The sequence below is a fragment of the Pseudonocardia sp. HH130629-09 genome (genome assembly GCF_001294645.1).
Classification (GTDB): domain Bacteria; phylum Actinomycetota; class Actinomycetes; order Mycobacteriales; family Pseudonocardiaceae; genus Pseudonocardia.
Genome location: NZ_CP011868.1, coordinates 3,066,218 through 3,086,503, shown reverse-complemented (window position 1 = coordinate 3,086,503; position 20,286 = coordinate 3,066,218). Strand labels below are relative to the sequence as shown.

Sequence of the window (20,286 nt, the reverse complement as noted above, 5' to 3'; positions counted from 1 at the left end):
CCCGCGTGCACGCGCCGCGGCGGCCCGACCAAGATGGGCACCGTGGGTACCGACATCCTCGACGACCTGGAGTGGCGCGGCCTGATCGCGCAGAGCACCGACCGCGACGCGCTCGCGAAGGAGCTCGCCGCCGGCGACCCGGTGTCGATCTATGCCGGGTTCGACCCGACGGCGTCCAGCCTGCACGCCGGGCACCTGATCCCGATGCTGACGCTGCGCCGGTTCCAGGAGGCCGGCCACCGTCCGGTGATCCTCGCGGGCGGCGCGACGGGCATGATCGGCGATCCGCGTGACGTGGGAGAGCGAACGCTCAACGACGCCGCGACCGTGGCCGACTGGACGAACCTGATCCGCGGCCAGCTGGAGCGCTTCGTCTCTTTCGACGACGGGCCGACCGGCGCCACCGCCGTCAACAACCTGGACTGGACCGGGCAGCAGACGGTCCTGGAGTTCCTGCGCGACCTCGGCAAGCACTTCCCGGTCAGCACGATGATCTCGCGGGACACGGTGAAGCGTCGCCTCGCCGGCGACGGGATGTCCTACACCGAGTTCAGCTACCTGCTCCTGCAGGCCCAGGACTACCTGCACCTCTACCGCGAGCTCGGGGTGCGGCTGCAGATCGGCGGGTCCGACCAGTGGGGCAACATCGTCGGAGGTGTCGACCTCGTCCGTCGGGTGACCGGTGACCACGTCCACGCGCTGACCCTGCGGCTGGTCACCGACTCCGAGGGCCGCAAGTTCGGCAAGTCCACCGGGGGCGGCAACGTCTGGCTCGACCCGGACCGCACCTCGCCGTACGCCTGGTACCAGTACTTCGTGAACGTCGCCGACGCCGACGCGATCACCTATCTGAAGCTCTTCACCTTCCTCGACCGCGCCGAGATCGAGGCGCTGGAGACCGAGCTGGCCGAGAAGCCGCACCTGCGTGGCGCGCAACGGCGTCTCGCCGCCGAGCTGACGACGTTGGTGCACGGCGAGGAGCAGACGAGGCAGGTGACGACCGCGAGCCAGGCCCTGTTCGGCCGGGCGGAGCTCACCGACCTGGACGCGGCCACCCTCGGCGCCGCGCTCGCCGAGGTGCCGACGGCCGGCGCCGGCCCGGCCGACACGATCGTCGACCTGCTCGTCGCCACCGGCCTGACCGACAGCAAGGGCGCCGCGCGTCGGGCGGTGAAGGAGGGCGGCGCGTACGTCAACAACGTCAAGATCGTCGACGAGGAGTGGGTACCGGGCGCCGGTGATGTCCTCGACGGCGGCTGGCTGGTGGTGCGCCGGGGGAAGCGCAACCTGGCCGGTGTGCGGGTCCGAGCGGCCTGATCGGCCGTTGACCTGCAGGAACATCGGAAGGCCCCCCCTGTGAAACGCCTCCAGAGCATCCTGTAACTTTCTCGGTGCCGCCAGGACGGGACGGACGAGAGCGAGACCGGCCGACAGGCCAGGGACGCGGATCCGGACCGGAGGCGACGGCCCAGGAACTCCACTTAGGTGGAGATCCGGCCGCCCGGAGTGAGGCTTGACGCCGCTCTTCGGTACACGTAGCATAAGAGAGTTGCCTCCTTGAGGGGCCGACTCTGACGCCCCGGGGCGACGGCCATCAGGCCTGGTCCCCGAGCGCGGGTGTCTTTTGAGAACTCAACAGTGTGTCGAGCTATATGATCGGTTTGGCGTTTTGTGCCAAGTTTTGTTTGGTTGCAGCATTCGGCTTCGTCGGGTGTTGTGGCCAGTGTTTGTTTGTCGGGGTTTTGTTGGAGAGTTTGATCCTGGCTCAGGACGAACGCTGGCGGCGTGCTTAACACATGCAAGTCGAGCGGTAAGGCCCTTTCGGGGGTACACGAGCGGCGAACGGGTGAGTAACACGTGGGTGACCTGCCCTCCACTCTGGGATAAGCCTGGGAAACTGGGTCTAATACCGGATAGGACCATTGATCGCATGGTTGGTGGTGGAAAGTTTTTTCGGTGGGGGATGGGCCCGCGGCCTATCAGCTTGTTGGTGGGGTGATGGCCTACCAAGGCGGTGACGGGTAGCCGGCCTGAGAGGGTGACCGGCCACACTGGGACTGAGACACGGCCCAGACTCCTACGGGAGGCAGCAGTGGGGAATATTGCGCAATGGGCGGAAGCCTGACGCAGCGACGCCGCGTGGGGGATGACGGCCTTCGGGTTGTAAACCTCTTTCGCCAGGGACGAAGAGTGATTGACGGTACCTGGAGAAGAAGCACCGGCCAACTACGTGCCAGCAGCCGCGGTAACACGTAGGGTGCGAGCGTTGTCCGGAATTATTGGGCGTAAAGAGCTCGTAGGCGGTGTGTCGCGTCGGCCGTGAAAACTTGGGGCTTAACTCTGAGCGTGCGGTCGATACGGGCATCACTTGAGTTCGGCAGGGGAGACTGGAATTCCTGGTGTAGCGGTGAAATGCGCAGATATCAGGAGGAACACCGGTGGCGAAGGCGGGTCTCTGGGCCGATACTGACGCTGAGGAGCGAAAGCGTGGGGAGCGAACAGGATTAGATACCCTGGTAGTCCACGCCGTAAACGTTGGGCGCTAGGTGTGGGGACCATTCCACGGTTTCTGTGCCGCAGCTAACGCATTAAGCGCCCCGCCTGGGGAGTACGGCCGCAAGGCTAAAACTCAAAGGAATTGACGGGGGCCCGCACAAGCGGCGGAGCATGTGGATTAATTCGATGCAACGCGAAGAACCTTACCTGGGTTTGACATGCACCAGACATCCCTAGAGATAGGGCTTCCCTTGTGGTTGGTGTGCAGGTGGTGCATGGCTGTCGTCAGCTCGTGTCGTGAGATGTTGGGTTAAGTCCCGCAACGAGCGCAACCCTTGTTCCATGTTGCCAGCACGTTATGGTGGGGACTCATGGGAGACTGCCGGGGTCAACTCGGAGGAAGGTGGGGATGACGTCAAGTCATCATGCCCCTTATGTCCAGGGCTTCACACATGCTACAATGGCTCATACAGAGGGCTGCGAGACCGTGAGGTGGAGCGAATCCCTTAAAGTGAGTCTCAGTTCGGATCGGGGTCTGCAACTCGACCCCGTGAAGTTGGAGTCGCTAGTAATCGCAGATCAGCAACGCTGCGGTGAATACGTTCCCGGGCCTTGTACACACCGCCCGTCACGTCACGAAAGTTGGTAACACCCGAAGCCGGCGGCCCAACCCTTGTGGAGGGAGCTGTCGAAGGTGGGACTGGCGATTGGGACGAAGTCGTAACAAGGTAGCCGTACCGGAAGGTGCGGCTGGATCACCTCCTTTCTAAGGAGTCCCATCATGTGATGGGGCACCACATGGCTTCACAGGGTTCTTGTTGTGCAAGGTGTGCTCTGTGGGTTTCTGTGGTTCCTTCATTGATTCGCATCATTAATTCCGTTCGTGGGTTGGGTGCGTTGGGTGGAACGCAGTTCGTTGGACCGGTTGTGGCTTGGCATACTGTTGGGTCCTGAGGAGACACCTGGTTCCTGTGGATCGGTGGGTCTTTTCTGGTCGCTCTGGTCGAGGGCTTCCTAACGCCTGCTTGTTGTGGGTGGTGGTTGTTTCTTGGTTGGGTGTGGTTGTGGGTTGAGTGTTGCATAGTGGATGCGAGCATCTTGTTGTGGTCAAGTTGTTAAGAGCACATGGTGGATGCCTGGGCATCAGGAGCCGATGAAGGACGTGGGAGGCCGCGATAGGCCTCGGGGAGCTGTCAACCGAGCTGTGATCCGAGGGTGTCCGAATGGGGAAACCCAGCGCCCGTCATGGGGTGTTACCCGTACCTGAATTCATAGGGTGCGTGGAGGGAACGTGGGGAAGTGAAACATCTCAGTACCCACAGGAAGAGAAAACAATAGTGATTCCGTGAGTAGTGGCGAGCGAAAGCGGAAGAGGCTAAACCGTGTCCGTGTCAAGCCGGCAGGCGTTGCGGGTGCGGGGTTGTGAGGCGTGTCGTTCATCTTCTGCCGAGGATGGGGCAACGAGAACCGGTGTTAGCGGAACGATTCTGGGATGGTCGGCCGTAGTGGGTGATAGCCCCGTACGCGAAAATGTTTGGTTCTGTTGTGGGCATTGTTCTCGAGTAGCAGCGAGCCCGTGGAATTCGCTGTGAATCTGGCGGGACCACCCGTCAAGCCTAAATACTACCTGGTGACCGATAGCGGACAAGTACCGTGAGGGAAAGGTGAAAAGTACCCCGGGAGGGGAGTGAAATAGTACCTGAAACCGTGTGCTTACAAGCCGTCAGAGCCTTTCGGGGTGATGGCGTGCCTTTTGAAGAATGAGCCTGCGAGTTATGCTTCGTGGCGAGGTTAACCTGTGTGGGGTAGCCGTAGCGAAAGCGAGTCCGAATAGGGCGGTTGAGTCGCGGGGTGTAGACCCGAAGCGGAGTGATCTACCCATGGCCAGGGTGAAGCGTCGGTAAGACGTCGTGGAGGCCCGAACCCACCAGGGTTGAAAACCTGGGGGATGAGCTGTGGGTAGGGGTGAAAGGCCAATCAAACTTCGTGATAGCTGGTTCTCCCCGAAATGCATTTAGGTGCAGCGTCGTGTGTTTCTCGCCGGAGGTAGAGCACTGGATGGCCTAGGGGGCCGACAAGCTTACCGAAGTCAGCCAAACTCCGAATGCGGGTGAGTGAGAGCGCGGCAGTGAGACTGCGGGGGATAAGCTTCGTGGTCGAGAGGGAAACAGCCCAGATCACCGGCTAAGGCCCCTAAGCGTGCGCTAAGTGGGAAAGGATGTGGGATCGCCCGGACAACCAGGAGGTTGGCTTAGAAGCAGCCACCCTTGAAAGAGTGCGTAATAGCTCACTGGTCAAGTGGTCCTGCGCCGACAATGTAGCGGGGCTCAAGCGCACCGCCGAAGCCGTGGCAATGACATCTTTGGTGTTGTTGGGTAGGGGAGCGTCCTGCGTCTGGTGAAGCCCGGGAGTGATTTACGGGTGGAGGGTGTGGGAGTGAGAATGCAGGCATGAGTAGCGAATGCAGAGTGAGAATCTCTGCCGCCGGATGACCAAGGGTTCCTGGGCCAGGTTGTTCCGCCCAGGGTGAGCCGGGACCTAAGGCGAGGCCGTCAGGCGTAGTCGATGGACAACGGGTTGATATTCCCGTGCTCGTGATAGTGCGTCCATGCCGAGGCTGGTGATGCTAACCATCCGAACCCACCTTCGTTCCTTCGGGAGTGTTGTTTGTGGGGGAGCGTGGGATCCGATCTGGTAGTAGGCAAGTGATGGGGTGACGCAGGAGGGTAGCTCCGCCACGCGGTGGTTGTCGTGGTGTAAGCCTGTAGCCTGATCTCCTAGGTAAATCCGGGGGGTTGTGAAGGGTGAGAGGTGATGCGTAGCCGATTGAGGCGAAGAGGGTGATCCCATGCTGTCGAGAAAAGCCTCTAGCGAGTGCTGTTGCGGCCCGTACCCCAAACCGACACAGGTGGTCAGGTAGAAAATACCGAGGCGATCGAGCGAACTGTGGTTAAGGAATTCGGCAAAATACCTCCGTAACTTCGGGAGAAGGAGGGCCGGTTGTCTTGATGCCCCGTGCGGGCTAGGGATGGCCGGTCGCAGAGACCAGGCCCAAGCGACTGTTTACTAAAAACACAGGTCCGTGCGAAGTCGCAAGACGATGTATACGGACTGACGCCTGCCCGGTGCTGGAACGTTAAGAGGACCTGTTAGTCCCTTTCGGGGGGCGAAGCGGAGAATTTAAGCGCCAGTAAACGGCGGTGGTAACTATAACCATCCTAAGGTAGCGAAATTCCTTGTCGGGTAAGTTCCGACCTGCACGAATGGCGTAACGACTTGGGCGCTGTCTCGACCACAGACTCGGCGAAATTGCACTACGAGTAAAGATGCTCGTTACGCGCGGCAGGACGGAAAGACCCCGGGACCTTTACTATAGCTTGGTATTGGTGCTCGGTTCGGCTTGTGTAGGATAGGTGGGAGACTGTGAAGCTATCACGCCAGTGGTGGTGGAGTCGTTGTTGAAATACCACTCTGGTCGAATTGGGTGTCTTAACCTCGGGCCATGATCTGGTTCAGGGACAGTGCCTGGTGGGTAGTTTAACTGGGGCGGTTGCCTCCCAAAGAGTAACGGAGGCGCCCAAAGGTTCCCTCAGCCTGGTTGGCAATCAGGTGTTGAGTGTAAGTGCACAAGGGAGCTTGACTGTGAGACTGACGGGTCGAGCAGGGACGAAAGTCGGGACTAGTGATCCGGCACCACCTTGTGGAAGGGGTGTCGCTCAACGGCTAAAAGGTACCCCGGGGATAACAGGCTGATCTTGCCCAAGAGTCCATATCGACGGCATGGTTTGGCACCTCGATGTCGGCTCGTCGCATCCTGGGGCTGGAGTAGGTCCCAAGGGTTGGGCTGTTCGCCCATTAAAGCGGTACGCGAGCTGGGTTTAGAACGTCGTGAGACAGTTCGGTCCCTATCCGCCGCGCGCGTTGGAGACTTGAGGAAGGCTGTCCCTAGTACGAGAGGACCGGGACGGACGAACCTCTGGTGTGCCAGTTGTCCCGCCAGGGGCACGGCTGGTTGGCTATGTTCGGGAGGGATAACCGCTGAAGGCATCTAAGCGGGAAGCCTGTTCCAAGATGAGGTCTCCCACCACCTTTGAGTGGGTAAGGCTCCCAGGAGATGACTGGGTTGATAGGCCGGAGATGGAAGCCCTGTGAGGGGTGGAGTTGACCGGTACTAATAGGCCGAGGGCTTGCCACAACGAGTTGTTCGCATCCACTGTGTGACCCTGAGCCCATAACCCCTGTGCGGGTTGTGTGTTCGTAGGTCCCCCTATGCTGTTGTGTGGGGGTTTGTTGAATAGTGTTGTCGGTGGTCATTGCGGTAGGGGAACGCCCGGTCCCATTCCGAACCCGGTAGCTAAGCCTTCCAGCGCCGATGGTACTGCACTCGCCAGGGTGTGGGAGAGTAGGTCGCCGCCGACATTCAACCTCTGAAAGGGGAGCCCGCAACGGTGTAGAAGCCGCTGTGGGCTCCCCTTTTTCGTATGTCTGCAGCCGTGTCCGCCTCGCTGCGCGGAGCGGTTCGCCCAGTGCGGTCGCTGACCGCGGAAGTGACGGTGTTCGTTTGTACCCTGACCACGTGACGGACGGGGAACGTCCCGGCAACGGCCGGGCAGGCGAGGGGCGCGGCTCGCGCAGCGGGTCGGGATGGTCGCGCGGCGATGACCAGCGGGGACGGCGCCGTGACGGCGACGACCGCCCGCGTCGCGACGACCGGGCTGGCCGCGGCAGCGGCGACCGTGTGCGGGACGACCGAGGGCGTCCAGGCGACCGTCGTACCGAGGGCCGCTCCTGGTCCGACCGGGGCGGACGTGACACCGATCGGGGCGGACGTGAGACCGGCCGGCGTGACAGCGGCTTCCGCGGCGACAACCGGGACCGGCCGCGGCGCGACGACGATCGTCGGTCCGGTGGCGGTGACCGCCGTGACTCGTTCCGGGGCGGACGCGACGACCGCGGCAGCCGCCCGTTCCGCGACGACCGCGGTGGCCCGCCCACCTCGGGCCGGGACGACCGCCGTCCCCACCGGGACCGCGACGACCGTGGACCCCGTCCGCAGCGTGACGACGACCGCGGCGGTCGGTCCTTCCGGGAGCGCGACGACCGCGCCGGTCGTCCGGGCTCCGGCCGCGACGATCGTGGTGGCCGCTCGTTCTCGGGCGGCGACGACCGTGGCAGCCGCTCGTTCCGCGGCGACCGCGGAGGACGACCCACGGGCGACCGCGACGAACGCGGTGGCCGCTCGTACCAGGGACGTGACGACCGACGGCCCGCCCGCGACCGTGACGACCGTGGCGGCCGCCCGTACCGCGACGACCGCGGTGGTCGCCCGGCCGGAGACCGTGACGACCGTGGTGGCCGCTCCTTCGGCGGGCGGGACGACCGCGCTACGCGCCCCTTCCGGGACCGCGACGACCGTGGGCCTCGTCCGCAGCGGGACGACGCCCGCGGCGGCCGTTCGTTCCGCGACCGCGAGGACCGGCCCACCCGCCCGTCCCGGGACCGTGACGACCGTGGCGGCCGCGCCTTCGGCGGGCGCGACGACCGTGACCCCCGTGGCCGTGACGGCCGCGGCGGGGACCGGCGCAGCACCTTCCGCGACCGCGACGAGCGTGGCGGCCGTTCCGCAGGCGGCCGTGACGACCGCGGTGTCCGCCCCTACCGGGAGCGCGAGGACCGCGCCCCTCGCGGTCGTGACGACCGCGGTGAGGGCCGGCGCAGCACTTTCCGCGACCGCGACGACCGCGGGTCCCGGGAGGAGCGCCCGTACCGCGCCCGCGAGGAACGACCGTCGCAGGGCCGCCAGGTCGAGGGGGCCACGGCCCTGGAGCCCCAGGACGTCGTGCAGACCGACCCGGCTCCGTCGTCGGCCCCGGCCGGTGACACCCCTGTCGTGACCCCGTCGTCGGCCGGTACACCGATCCACGACGGTCGCGAGCCTGCCTCGTCGACCGGCGCCACCTCCGACGCCGTCACCTCCGACGCCACCGCAGCGGGTACCGGCACCCCGGGACCGGACACCTCGTCCGCAGCGGCGGACGGCGCCCCGGCCGGCCGCGACGAGCGCACCGACGACGTGGGCGGCACGGGCACCGTCGCACCCGACAGCCCCCGGACCGACAGTGACCGGGCGACGGACACCCGCGGGACCGACTCCCGCGATGCGGGGGCCGACGCCGTCGACCGTGCCGGGACCGACCCGGTCGCAGCGGGCACGGCAGGGATCGCCGACGCCCCCCGCGCGGACCGTGCGGAGCGTCCCGCCGGGCGCGACGAGCGTCGTCCGCTTCGTGACCGTGACGACCGTGGCCCGCGCCGGGAACGTGACGACCGCGGCCCGCGTGGTGGCCGGGACGACCGTGGACCGCGGTCCGGCCGGGACGACCGCAGGCGCGACGACCGGGGTCGGAACGACCGCGGCCGCAATGAGCGTGGCCGTGACGACCGTCCGCGCCGGGTGATCCCGGAGTCGGCCGAGCGGACCTTCGTCGCCGAGCCGGACCTGCCGGACTCGGTGTCGGCCGCCGAGCTCGACCCGAGTGTGCGGCGGGACCTGCGCGGGCTCCAGAAGGAGACCGCCGAGGTCGTGGCGCGGCACCTCGTCGCCGCGGGTCTGCTCGTCGACGAGGACCCCGTGCGGGCCCTCGAGCACGTGCGCTACGCACGCCGCCGGGCGTCGCGGATCGCCGTCGTCCGCGAGGCCGCCGGCATCGTCGCCTACCACGCGGGGGAGTGGAACGAGGCTCTCGGCGAGTTCCGCGCGGCCCGCCGGATGGGCGGCGGACCGGGGCACGTGCACGTCATGGCCGACATCGAGCGCGCCCTCGGACGTCCCGAGCGCGCCCTCGACCTGGCCCGCAGCCCCGAGGCCCGCGACCTCGGCCACGAGGAGCGCATCGAGCTGCTCATCGTCGCCGCGGGGGCCCGGCGCGACCTCGGTGAGGCCGACGCCGCCGTCGTCGGTCTCCAGGTCCCCGAACTCCACGCGGCGCGCCGCGACCCGTGGAGCGCCCGGCTGTTCTACGCCTACGCCGACAACCTGCTCGCCGCCGGCCGTGAGTCGGAGGCCGTGCAGTGGTTCGTGCACGCCCACGACGCTGACGCACACCGGGAGACCGACGCGGCCGCGCGGATCGCCGAGCTGACCGGCGACGAGCTCGAGGGCGCCGACGACGAGCTCACCGTCGGCTGGGAGGACGTGCCCCCGGCCGCCGACGACCACGACACCGACCACGGCACCGACCACGACACCGAGAGCAGCACCGACGCAGGCGGTGCCACGAGCACCGATGCCGACAGTGCACGCGCCGATGCCGCGTCCGCCGACAGCGCCGAGACCGAGGCCCCGGTGGTCGGCGGAACCGACGAGGACGGGACCGACGAGAACGGGACCGTCGGGGACGGCACCCGCGAGGAGCGGACCGGCCAGGACGGGACGGACGACATCCGCGGGGACGCCGAGGCCGACACCGTCGCCGGTCAGGTGACGGCAGGCGGGACCACGTCGGGCGCCGTGGACGGGGACGGCCCGTCCGACCCCGCGAGCCCGTCGGGCGCCGGCAGCGCGGCCCCGGAGGGCGGGGCCGGACGGGACGACACCGCGCCGGGCCCGACCGCACCCGTCACCGACCAGGACACGGTTCAGGTTCAGGGCCAGGACCAGCGCCGGGACCCCGGGGCCGGCGACCGGTGACCGACGACCTGCTGTCCCGCCACGACGTCCTCCTGGCCGATCTCGACGGCACCCTGTACCGGGGCCCCGTGGTCGTCCCGGGGGCCGTCGAGGCGGTGCTCGGGGCGGCCGACCGCGGCGTTCCCACGGTCTACGTCACCAACAACGCCTCCCGCAGCCCCGCCGACGTCGCCGCGCACCTCGCCGAGCTCGGGTTCCGGGCGCGCGTCGAGGACGTCCGCACCAGCTCGCAGGCCGCGGCCGCGATGCTGGCCGAGCAGCTCCCGCCGGGCGCGCGGGTCCTGGTCGTCGGCACCTCGGCGCTGGCCGACGAGGTCCGCGCCCGCGGACTCGCCGTCGTCGACGCCGCTGACGGCACGGACGCCGTCGTCCAGGGGCACTCGCCCGACACCGGATGGCGGATCCTGGCCGAGGCGGTCGTCGCCGTCCGGGCCGGGGCGCTGTGGATCGCCTCCAACGTCGACCCCACCCTGCCCACCGAGCGGGGTGCACTGCCGGGCAACGGCTCGATGGTGCAGGTCGTGCGGACGGCGACCGGCGCGCAGCCGCAGGTGGCGGGCAAGCCCGCCGCCCGGCTGCTCCGCGAGGGGGCCGGCGACGCGCGGGCCCCGCTCGTCATCGGGGACCGGCTCGACACCGACATCGAGGGCGCCAACGCCATGGGCGCCCCGTCGCTGATGGTCCTGACCGGGGTCAGCGGCGCCGCGGACCTGCTCGCCGCCGCCGCGGAGCTGCGCCCCACCCACATCGGGGCCGACCTCGCCGCGCTCACCCGTGCACCGGACGAGCTGGCCCCCGGACCGCGACCCGGGTGGCACATCGCCGTCGACGGCGGCACGCTCGTGCTCTCCGGCGACGGGGACGGTCCCGAACCCGCGGTGGACGCGCTGCGTGCGCTCTGCGCTGTGGCCTGGGAGCATGGCGTCCAGGACGTCCGCCCCGACGGTGCGGCCGCCGCCGCGGCGCTGGCCGACCTCGGTCTGGCGGAGCCGCCAGGGCGGTGACGCCGCGTCCCCGCCGCTGTCGGGACCGTCGGCTACGGTGGCGTCAGAACCCCGTCCCCGGAGACCATCCATGAGCGTTCCCGCACCCGGACCCCGTCCGGGCGACCCGCGGCCCGAGCAGGACCGCCCGGTCGCTGTCCTGCGTGCCGAGGTCGACGCGGCCGTCGCGGCGCTCGACGCGCTGGACGACCGTCCGGTCGCCGAGCACCCGGCCGCGTTCGAGCGGGTGCACGCCGCGCTCGGCCGCGCGCTGAGCGCCGGCTCGGAACGGGAGTGACGATGGGCCCCACCCGTTCCCGGCTGGACGCCGAGCTCGTCCGCCGCAAGCTCGCCCGTTCCCGCGGCCAGGCCGCCGAGCTGATCGCCGCCGGCCGGGTCGTCGTCAACGGCATGCCTGCGGCGAAGCCCGCCACCGTGGTGGACCGGGACGCACCCGTCCTCGTCCGCCCGGACGACGCCGGCGAGCCCGACTGGGCCTCCCGCGGGGCCAAGAAGCTGCTCGGGGCGCTCGACGCGTTCACCGGCGTCGATCCAGCCGGGCGGCGCTGCCTCGACGCGGGCGCCTCCACCGGCGGCTTCACCGACGTGCTGCTCACCCGCGGGGCGGCGGAGGTCGTCGCCGTCGACGTCGGATACGGCCAGCTGGTGTGGCGGCTCCAGTCCGACGAGCGCGTCCACGTGCACGACCGCACCAACGTCCGGGCCCTCGAACCGGCGCAGATCGGCGGACCGGTCGAGCTGACCGTCGCCGACCTGTCGTTCATCTCGCTGCGCACCGTGCTGCCGGCACTCGCCGCCTGCACCGCGCCCGGAGGCGACCTGCTGCCCATGGTGAAACCCCAGTTCGAGGTCGGGAAGGACCGGCTCGGGTCCGGCGGGGTCGTGCGCGCCCCGGGTCTGCGCACCGAGGCGCTGCACGGGGTCGCGACCGCCGCCGCCGCGGTCGGGCTGCAGGTCCTCGGAGCGACCGCGAGCCCGCTGCCCGGCCCGTCGGGCAACGTCGAGTACTTCCTGCACCTGCGCCGGCCCGCCGACGGACCGGCCGGCGTCGCCCCCGCGCAGCCCGAGCTCGCACCGATGCTGGCAGCCGCGGTCGCGGACGGCCCCGCATGAGGGACGTCCTGCTGGTCCTGCACACCGGGCGGCCCACCAACCGCAAGACCGCGCTGCACGTGATGAGCGAACTCGGGCGGCTCGGCCTGCGCACCCGGGTACTCGCCGACGAGTGGGCCGAGCTCGCCGCGGACCCCGACGTCCCCGCGGGCTACGAACCCGTCCCGGTCCCCGGGAGCCCCGAGTGCGCCCGCGGCGCCGAGGCGGTCCTGGTCCTCGGCGGCGACGGCACCCTGCTGCGCGCCGCAGACCTCGCCCGCCACGCCGGCGTGCCACTGCTGGGCGTCAACCTCGGCCACGTCGGTTTCCTCGCCGAGGCCGAGGAGGACACCCTGCCCGAGGCGCTGCAGAAGCTGGCCGACGGCGACTACGAGGTCGAGGAACGCACCACCCTCGAGGCCGTCGTCACCGCCGCCGGGCAGGTCCTCGGCCGGGCCTGGGCGCTGAACGAGGCCGTCGTCGAGAAGACCACCCGCGGCCGCATCCTCGAGGTCGTCCTCGAGGTCGACGGCCGCCCGGTGTCCTCCTTCGGCTGCGACGGGGTGCTCTGCTCCACCCCGACCGGCTCCACCGCCTACGCCTTCTCCGCGGGCGGCCCGCTCATCTGGCCGCAGGTGCAGGCACTGCTGGTGGTCCCCAGCAACGCACACGCCCTGTTCGCCCGGCCGATGGTGATCGCGCCGGAGAGCACCGTCGCCATCGAGGTGTCCGCCGACGGCCCGTCCGCCGTGCTGGACTGCGACGGCCGCCGCACCGTCGCCGTGCCGCCCGGGGCCCGGGTGGAGCTGCGCCGCGCGTCGGAGCCGGTGCGCATGGTGCGCCTGGCCGCGCAGCCCTTCGCCGACCGGCTCGTCCGCAAGTTCGACCTGCCCGTCCGGGGCTGGCGCGGGGTCCGGAACCCACCGCCGGATTCGAACGCCTGATCGACCGTTCGGCGCACGGGAACATCCGTTCGGTGCTGGCTGCGTGTCGAGGCTCGAACGCTGTCGGTGTTCGAACGTATGGTCCCACGCATGTTGTCCGAGATGCGGATCCAGGGCCTCGGCGTGATCGACGACGCGACCCTGGAGCTCGACCCGGGCCTGACCGTACTGACCGGCGAGACCGGCGCCGGGAAGACCATGGTCGTGACCGGGCTGAACCTCCTCGGCGGTGGCCGCGCGGAGTCCTCGCGGGTGTCGGCCGGGGCGAAGCGGGCCGTCGTCGAGGGCCGGTTCGCGGCCTCGCCGGGTGCCCTGGAGCTGGCCGAGGAGGTGGGAGCCGAGGCCGACGACGACGGGTCGCTGATCGCCGCCCGCACCGTGTCGGCCGACGGGCGCTCCCGTGCCCACCTGGGCGGGCGGTCGGTGCCCAACGGGGTGCTGGGCAGGCTCGCCGAGACCCAGCTCGCCGTGCACGGGCAGAACGACCAGCTGCGGCTGCTGCGCGGCTCCGACCAGCGTGCCCTGCTCGACCGCTTCGCCGGGGATCCGGTCGCGGTCCCGCTGGCCGCCTACCGGGCGGTCCGCACCGAGTGGCTCCAGGTGGTCACCGAGCTCGCGGAGCGGCGGGACAACGCGCGCCGGCTCGCGCAGGAGGCGGACCTGCTGCGGCACGGGCTCGCCGAGATCGAGGCCGTCGACCCACAGCCCGGGGAGGACCGCGAGCTCGTCGGACAGGCCCGCCGGATGGCCGAGGCCGACGACCTGCGGGCCGCCGCCGAGAGCGCACACCTCGCACTGTCCGGGACGGACGACGGCGAGGCCCCCGGTGCCGTCGGGCTCGCCGGGCACGCCAAGGGGCTCGTCGAGGGCAGTGGTGACCCCGCGCTCGAGGAGCTCGGGCCGCGTCTGACCGAGGCCGTCGCGGTGCTCGCCGACGTCGCGGCCGAGCTGTCCGGCTACCTCGACCGGCTCGACGCCGACCCTGAGCTGCTGTCCCGCGTCCTGACCCGCCAGGCGGAGCTCAAGGCGCTCACCCGCAAGTACGCCGCGGACACCGACGGCGTGCTCGCCTGGGCGGCCACCGCCCGCGAACGGCTGTCCGGGCTCGACACCTCCGACGAGGCGCTGGCCGAGCTGTCGGCCCGCCGTGACGCACTCGCCGGTGAGCTGGCCGGGCACGCCGCCGCGGTCACCGCGGCGCGCACCGCCGCGGCGTCCCGGCTGGCCGAGGCCACCACGGCAGAGCTCGCCGGTCTCGCCATGAAGGACGCGACGCTGCAGGTTGGCGTGCAGCCGCGGCCCGCCGCCGACACCGGGCCGGTGCTCGAGGTCGGCGGGCGGCGCTGCCAGGCCGGGGCGAGCGGTGTCGACGAGGTCGAGATCCGGCTCGTCCCGCACGCCGGCGCGGTGGCCCAGCCCCTGCACAAGGGGGCCTCCGGCGGTGAGCTGTCCCGCGTCATGCTGGCCCTGGAGGTCGCGCTCGCCGGAGCCGACCCGGTGCCGACCATGGTGTTCGACGAGGTCGATGCCGGCGTCGGCGGCCGGGCAGCGGTGGAGATCGGCCGCCGGCTCGCGCAGCTGGCCTCGCGGCACCAGGTCATCGTCGTCACGCACCTGCCGCAGGTCGCGGCGTACGCCGACCGGCACCTCGTGGTGCAGAAGGCGTCGGGGGCGGGGGTCACCCGCTCCAGCGTGCGGCGGCTCACCGAACAGGAGCGCACCGGGGAGCTGGCACGGATGCTGGCCGGGATGGACGACACCGACACCGGCCGCGCGCACGCCGAGGAGCTGCTCAGCGCCGCGACCGCGCACCGTGAGGCCGACCGCGCGGCGGCACGCCCCGCGGATCTCGCCGAGGTCCGGTCGCGGCGCGCGCAGTCCCGGCGCGGCCGGCCCCCGCGGGACGCGGAGACCGAGTTCGCCACCGCGCAGGCGGAGGGGACGGTCCCCGGGCCGCGCGGCAGCGATTCCTGCGGCACCGACACCCGGGGAACCGGCTCGGACGGCGCGGCGACCCGTCCTGCGGCGTCGCCGCGGCGTCGCCGGGTCGCCCGGGCTGGCTGACTGGCCGGGCGAGCGATCGGGCTGAGCGGCCGGGGCGAACGGCCGAGCTGATCAACAGTGCCGGACGGCCGAGCAGATCGACAAGGCCGGACGGCCAGGGTGAGCGGCCGGGCCGGGTGGCCAGTGTGAGATACCCGGCCAGCGTGCCGTCGCTGCGGGTGAGCAGGCCGTTGCTCCGATTGCCGCCGGCCGGCGGCGCGGGGGATGGTCCGGGCCAGTGACGTCACAGTCTCACGCGGCGTGCCTCCGTGGTCACGGGCGCCCCACCTGTCACAGTGCGCGACATGAAGCTGTCCGGCCTGCTGCACCGTTCCCGACCGGAGCTGCCGGGCCTGACCGGCCCGGCACGCGCCGACCGCCGCATCGAGTCGCTGCTCCGGCGCCTGCGGCCCGGCGACATCGCCGTGATCGACCAGGTCGACCTGGACCGGGCGACCGCGGACGCGCTCGTCGCCGCCCGGGTCGCCGCCGTCGTCAACGCCGCGCCGTCGATCTCCGGCCGGTTCCCGAACCTCGGCCCGCAGGTGCTCGTCGAGGCGGGTGTCCCGCTCGTCGACGACTGCGGTCCCGACACCCTCCGCGCCGTCAAGGACGGCATCCGGGTGCGGCTGCACGACGGCGTCCTCTACTCCGGTGAGCAGCCGCTGTGCGAGGGCCGCGAGCAGACCGAGGACACCGTCGCCGACGCCCTGGACGAGGCCAAACAGGGTCTGACCCACCAGCTCGAGGCGTTCGCCGCGAACACCATCGAGTTCATGCGCCGGGAGCGTTCGCTGCTGCTCGACGGGCACGGCGTCCCGGAGGTCGACGTCGCCCTCGACGGACGGCCGGTGCTCGTCGTCGCCGCCGGGTTCGAGCACCTCGCCGTGCTCAAGCAGCTCAAGGCCTACATCAAGGAGTACCGGCCGGTGCTCATCGGCGTCGGGGCCGGGGCGGACGCGCTGCTGGGCGCGCGCCACCGCCCCGACCTCATCGTCGCCGACCCCTCCGAGGTGTCGAACCAGGCACTGACCAGCGGCGCCGACGTCGTCGTCCCGGCCTTCCCCGACGGGCACGCCCCGGGGCTGCACCGCGTGCAGGACCTGGGCGCCAGCGCCGTCACCTTCCCGTCGATGGCCAACCCCGAGGACCTGGCGCTGCTGCTGGCCCACCACCGCGGCGCCTCGACGATCGTCACGGTCGGGCTGTCCGCGTCGATGGGGGAGTTCCTCGACCGCGGACGCTCCGGCAGCAACGCCTCCACCTTCCTGACCCGGCTCCAGGCGGGGGGCAGTGTCGTCGACGGCGCGATGATCGCGCAGATGTACCGGAGCCGGACCTCGTTCGCGCCGCTGCTGCTGCTCGTCGCGGCCGCCGTGGTCGCGGTCGTCGTCGCGGTGCTCGTGTCCGGCGGCGGTCCGGCGGTGCTGGAGTGGCTGCGCGGGGTGCTGGAGAGCGTGCGGGCCCTGGTCGCCGGATGGTTCCCGGCGTGATCTCGCGGCGCCACCACCGCATCGCCCTGGTCGCGGTGTTCGTGCTGGCCCTCGCGGCCGGGTTCGCCCTCGCCGTCGTCGGGCTGCCGCAGCGCATCGCCGACGTCGCGGCCTCGGGGGCGGACACGGGAGAGACCGCCCGGCTGAGCGCCGAACGCGACGCCCTGGCCGCGCAGCTGCACGCCAGCGACGAGTTCGCCGGCCGCGTCGGACCGGACCTGGTGCGCGGGAAGCTCACCGGGGTGCCGGTGACCGTCGTCTCGCTCGGTGCCGACCCGGCCGACACGCGCGCGGTCGCCGAGCTCGTCGTCACCGCGGGGGGCAGCGTCGCGGGGGAGGTCGTGCTCACCCCGGCCGTCACCGACCCGGCCCGCGCCGACCAGCTGCGCGACCTGTCCGCGCGGCTGCTGCCGTCGGGGGCGCAGCTCCCCACCGCCACCGACGCCGGTGCGCTCGCCGGGGGCCTGCTCGGCTCCGCGCTGCTGACCCCGCCCGACGGCCCCGCACCCGCCCCGGACGCGGCCGGCACGGTCCTCGCCGGGCTCGCCGGCGGCGGCTTCGCCGAGGCCCCGCAGGGCAGCCCCGCGGCCGGGAGACTCGCCGTCGTCGTGACCGGGGCGGCGTACTCCGGGGTGGACGCCGACGCCTCGGCCGGCACCGCCGCGGCACTGGCCGCCGAGCTCGACCGTCGGGGTGCGGGAGCCGTGCTGGCCGGGCGGGACGCCGCGGAGGGGTCAGCCGTCGCCGCCGCCCGGGCGGCCGGGGCAGGGCCGGTGGGCCGGCTCGCCACCGTCGACGGCGTCGGCACCGGGGCCGGGCGGGTCGCGACCGTGCTCGCACTCGCCGAACGACAGGCAGGGGGCACCGGCCGCTACGGTTCCGGGGCCGGAACGGCGGGGCCGGTTCCCGCCGCCCCTTGACCGATCGGTAGGCTGAAGCTCCGTGCAGACTCGCGCCACCCGTCATCTCTTCGTCACCGGTGGGGTCGCGTCCTCGCTGGGTAAGGGCCTGACCGCCTCCAGTCTCGGTCAGTTGCTCACCGCGCGCGGGCTTCGCGTCACCATGCAGAAGCTCGATCCGTACCTCAACGTCGATCCCGGGACGATGAACCCGTTCCAGCACGGCGAGGTGTTCGTCACCGAGGACGGCGCCGAGACCGACCTCGACGTCGGCCACTACGAGCGGTTCCTGGACCGCGACCTCGCCGGGCGGGCCAACGTGACCACCGGCCAGGTCTACTCCGAGGTCATCGCCAAGGAGCGCCGCGGCGAGTACCTCGGCGACACCGTCCAGGTCATCCCGCACATCACCAACGAGATCAAGGACCGCGTCCTCGCGATGGCCGAGCCCGACGCCGAGGGCGTGGCCCCCGACGTGGTCATCACCGAGGTCGGCGGCACCATCGGCGACATCGAGTCGCTGCCGTTCGTCGAGGCCGCCCGGCAGGTCCGCCACGAGGTCGGCCGGGACAACTGCTTCTTCCTGCACGTGTCGCTGGTGCCGTACCTGGCGCCGTCGGGCGAGCTGAAGACCAAGCCGACCCAGCACTCCGTCGCGGCGCTGCGCAACATCGGCATCCAGCCCGACGCGGTGGTCCTGCGCGCCGACCGGGACATCCCCGAGGGCATGAAGCGCAAGATCTCGCTGATGTGCGACATCGAGCTCGACGGCGTCGCCGCGTGCCCGGACGCCCCGTCGATCTACGACATCCCGAAGGTGCTGCACGGTGAGGGCCTCGACGCCTACGTTGTGCGCCGGCTCGGGCTGCCCTTCCGCGACGTGGACTGGACCGTGTGGGGCGACCTGCTCGACCGCGTCCACCACCCGCGGGAGACTGCGACGATCGCGCTGGTCGGCAAGTACGTGGACCTGCCCGACGCCTACCTCTCGGTCACCGAGGCGCTGCGGGCCGGGGGCTTCGCCCACCATGCCAAGGTCGCGGTCCGCTGGGTGCCGTCGGACTCGTGCGAGACCCCGGCCGGCGCGGCCGAGGCGCTCGACGGCGTCGACGGGGTGCTCATCCCCGGCGGCTTCGGCATCCGCGGCATCGAGGGCAAGCTCGGCGCGATCACCCACGCCCGCACCCGGCGCATCCCCACCCTGGGGCTGTGCCTGGGCCTGCAGTGCATGGTCATCGAGACCGCGCGCACCGTCGCCGGCCTGGAGGGTGCCAGCTCGACCGAGTTCGACCCGGAGACCGCACACCCGGTCATCTCGACGATGGCGACCCAGCGCGACGTCGTCGCGGGTGAGCGGGACATGGGCGGCACCATGCGCCTGGGCGCCTACCCGGCGGTGCTGCAGCCCGGCTCGGTCGCGGCGAAGGCCTACGGGACGCGCGAGATCTCCGAGCGGCACCGGCACCGCTTCGAGGTCAACAACGCCTACCGGCAGCAGCTCACCGAGGCGGGCCTGGTGTTCGGGACCTCCCCGGACGGCACGTTGGTGGAGTTCGTGGAGCTGCCGTCGTCGCAGCACCCGTTCTTCGTCGGGACCCAGGCGCACCCGGAGCTCAAGAGCCGGCCGACCCGGCCGCATCCGCTGTTCGCGGCGTTCGTGAAGGCGGCGCTGCGCTACCGGGCCGAGGACCGGCTGCCGGTGCACCTGCCCGGCCGGGACAACGCCGACGCCGACGACGCCGAGACGGTCGAGGGCGACGACGTCGCCGTCGGCGCGGGCGGCAACGGCGTGGCCCCGGCCGAGAGCACCCCCGTCCGCTGACCCCGACCGGACCGGGCCGCCCTCGGTGCTGCGGTCCGGTCTGCTGGTCGGGTGCCCTGCCGCCGGGCGCGGGGCGCGGCCCGTACGGCCCGCTCGCCCGCTCGGGCGGGGCCCGGCGACTACTGTCCGACGGGTGATCGAACTGCGCACCCGCCGGGCGGTGGCCCGGTGACCCGCCCCGGTGAGCACGACTTCCCGGTCCGCTCGGCCACCGACATCTACTCCGGCCGTGTCATGGCGCTGCGGTCCGACCGCGTCGGCATGCCCGGCGGCCGGGTCGCGACCCGCGAGATCCTGGAGCACCCGGGCGCGGTCGCCGTCGTCGCGGTCGACGGGTCCGGGCGGGTCCGGATGCTGCACCAGTACCGCCACGCCGTCCGGCGACGGCTGTGGGAGCTCCCCGCGGGCCTGCTCGACGTGGCGGGGGAGGACCCCGCGGTCACCGCCGACCGGGAGCTGACCGAGGAGGCCGGGCTGTCGGCGCGCGACTGGTCGGTGCTGCTCGACGTCGTGCCCTCGCCCGGGTTCTCCGACGAGTCGGTCCGCATCTTCCTGGCGCGCGACCTCGTCGAGAAGCCCCGCCCCGACCTGGGCGACGACGAGGAGGCCGACCTGGAGCTGCGCTGGATCCCGATCGCCGAGGCGCTCGGGATGGTGTTCTCCGGGGAGATCGTGAACGCGGTGTCCTGCGCCGGGCTGCTCGCGGCCCGCGCGGTCCTGGCCGGGGAGTTCGACCCGCGGCCGGTCGACGCCGAGTGGGTTGACCGGCCGTTCCGCTTCGCCCGCCGCGCCGACGAGTGACC

13 protein-coding genes and 3 rRNA genes are annotated in these 20,286 nt (G+C 70.9%); 15 read left to right on the top strand and 1 reads right to left on the bottom strand.

All coding sequences use genetic code 11. The features are described from left to right. Nucleotides 1-42: 42 nt before the first annotated feature. The 4 genes from tyrS to rrf all read left to right on the top strand — a co-directional run bounded on the left by tyrS (nucleotide 43) and on the right by rrf (nucleotide 6,915). Nucleotides 43-1,317 carry a tyrosine--tRNA ligase gene (tyrS, locus tag XF36_RS14130; RefSeq protein ID WP_168169518.1) on the top strand — a complete coding sequence of 425 codons (1,275 nt, stop codon included), beginning with the start codon at nucleotides 43-45 and terminating at the stop codon, nucleotides 1,315-1,317. A gap of 425 nt (nucleotides 1,318-1,742) precedes the next feature. Then, nucleotides 1,743-3,262: ribosomal RNA gene (locus tag XF36_RS14125) — 16S ribosomal RNA — on the top strand. Nucleotides 3,263-3,601: 339 nt separating this feature from the next. Beyond that, a 23S ribosomal RNA gene (locus XF36_RS14120) occupies nucleotides 3,602-6,691 on the top strand. Nucleotides 6,692-6,798: 107 nt separating this feature from the next. After that, a 5S ribosomal RNA gene (gene rrf, locus XF36_RS14115) occupies nucleotides 6,799-6,915 on the top strand. Together the 16S, 23S and 5S rRNA genes form the textbook arrangement of a ribosomal RNA operon. Nucleotide 6,916: 1 nt before the next feature. Here rrf and XF36_RS31590 read toward each other — a convergent pair. Further along, nucleotides 6,917-8,419 carry a hypothetical protein gene (locus XF36_RS31590; protein ID WP_145981363.1) on the bottom strand — a complete coding sequence of 501 codons (1,503 nt, stop codon included), beginning with the start codon at nucleotides 8,417-8,419 and terminating at the stop codon, nucleotides 6,917-6,919. Between the two features lie 364 nt (nucleotides 8,420-8,783). On the opposite strand from XF36_RS31590, the gene XF36_RS32465 reads away from it, so the two are divergent. The 11 genes from XF36_RS32465 (at nucleotide 8,784) to XF36_RS14065 (ending at nucleotide 20,284) form a co-directional block, all read left to right on the top strand. After that, nucleotides 8,784-8,954, top strand: coding sequence for a hypothetical protein (locus tag XF36_RS32465; protein ID WP_168169438.1), 171 nt, complete (start codon nucleotides 8,784-8,786; stop codon nucleotides 8,952-8,954). Then, complete coding sequence (locus XF36_RS30465; RefSeq protein WP_145981362.1) at nucleotides 8,951-10,186, top strand: tetratricopeptide repeat protein; 1,236 nt, start codon at nucleotides 8,951-8,953, stop codon at nucleotides 10,184-10,186. The genes XF36_RS32465 and XF36_RS30465 overlap by 4 nt, the downstream gene beginning before the upstream one ends. Next, the gene (locus XF36_RS14105; RefSeq protein ID WP_060712344.1) at nucleotides 10,183-11,190 is read left to right on the top strand and encodes an HAD-IIA family hydrolase; all 1,008 of its coding nucleotides are present in this window, start codon (nucleotides 10,183-10,185) and stop codon (nucleotides 11,188-11,190) included. Before XF36_RS30465 ends, XF36_RS14105 begins: the two co-directional genes overlap by 4 nt. Nucleotides 11,191-11,260: 70 nt before the next feature. After that, nucleotides 11,261-11,467 (top strand): hypothetical protein, encoded by a 207-nt coding sequence (locus tag XF36_RS14100; protein ID WP_060712343.1) that lies wholly within the window; start codon nucleotides 11,261-11,263, stop codon nucleotides 11,465-11,467. Between the two features lie 2 nt (nucleotides 11,468-11,469). Then, the gene (locus XF36_RS14095) at nucleotides 11,470-12,303 is read left to right on the top strand and encodes a TlyA family RNA methyltransferase (RefSeq protein ID WP_060712342.1); all 834 of its coding nucleotides are present in this window, start codon (nucleotides 11,470-11,472) and stop codon (nucleotides 12,301-12,303) included. Next, a complete protein-coding gene (locus XF36_RS14090; RefSeq protein WP_060712341.1) occupies nucleotides 12,300-13,226 on the top strand; it encodes an NAD kinase in 927 nt (308 codons plus the stop codon). Before XF36_RS14095 ends, XF36_RS14090 begins: the two co-directional genes overlap by 4 nt. Before the next feature lie 90 nt (nucleotides 13,227-13,316). Then, nucleotides 13,317-15,290, top strand: coding sequence for a DNA repair protein RecN (recN, locus tag XF36_RS14085; RefSeq protein WP_082375415.1), 1,974 nt, complete (start codon nucleotides 13,317-13,319; stop codon nucleotides 15,288-15,290). Nucleotides 15,291-15,574: 284 nt separating this feature from the next. After that, a complete protein-coding gene (steA, locus tag XF36_RS14080) occupies nucleotides 15,575-16,762 on the top strand; it encodes a putative cytokinetic ring protein SteA (RefSeq protein WP_060714689.1) in 1,188 nt (395 codons plus the stop codon). After that, complete coding sequence (locus XF36_RS14075; protein ID WP_060712340.1) at nucleotides 16,759-17,682, top strand: copper transporter; 924 nt, start codon at nucleotides 16,759-16,761, stop codon at nucleotides 17,680-17,682. Before steA ends, XF36_RS14075 begins: the two co-directional genes overlap by 4 nt. 22 nt (nucleotides 17,683-17,704) lie before the next feature. Beyond that, entirely contained in the window at nucleotides 17,705-19,483 is a 1,779-nt protein-coding gene (locus tag XF36_RS14070; RefSeq protein WP_060712339.1) for a CTP synthase, read from the top strand. A 168-nt stretch (nucleotides 19,484-19,651) separates the two neighbouring features. Continuing rightward, nucleotides 19,652-20,284, top strand: a complete 633-nt coding sequence (locus XF36_RS14065; RefSeq protein ID WP_060712338.1) for an NUDIX domain-containing protein — start codon at nucleotides 19,652-19,654, stop codon at nucleotides 20,282-20,284. Nucleotides 20,285-20,286 lie beyond the last annotated feature (2 nt).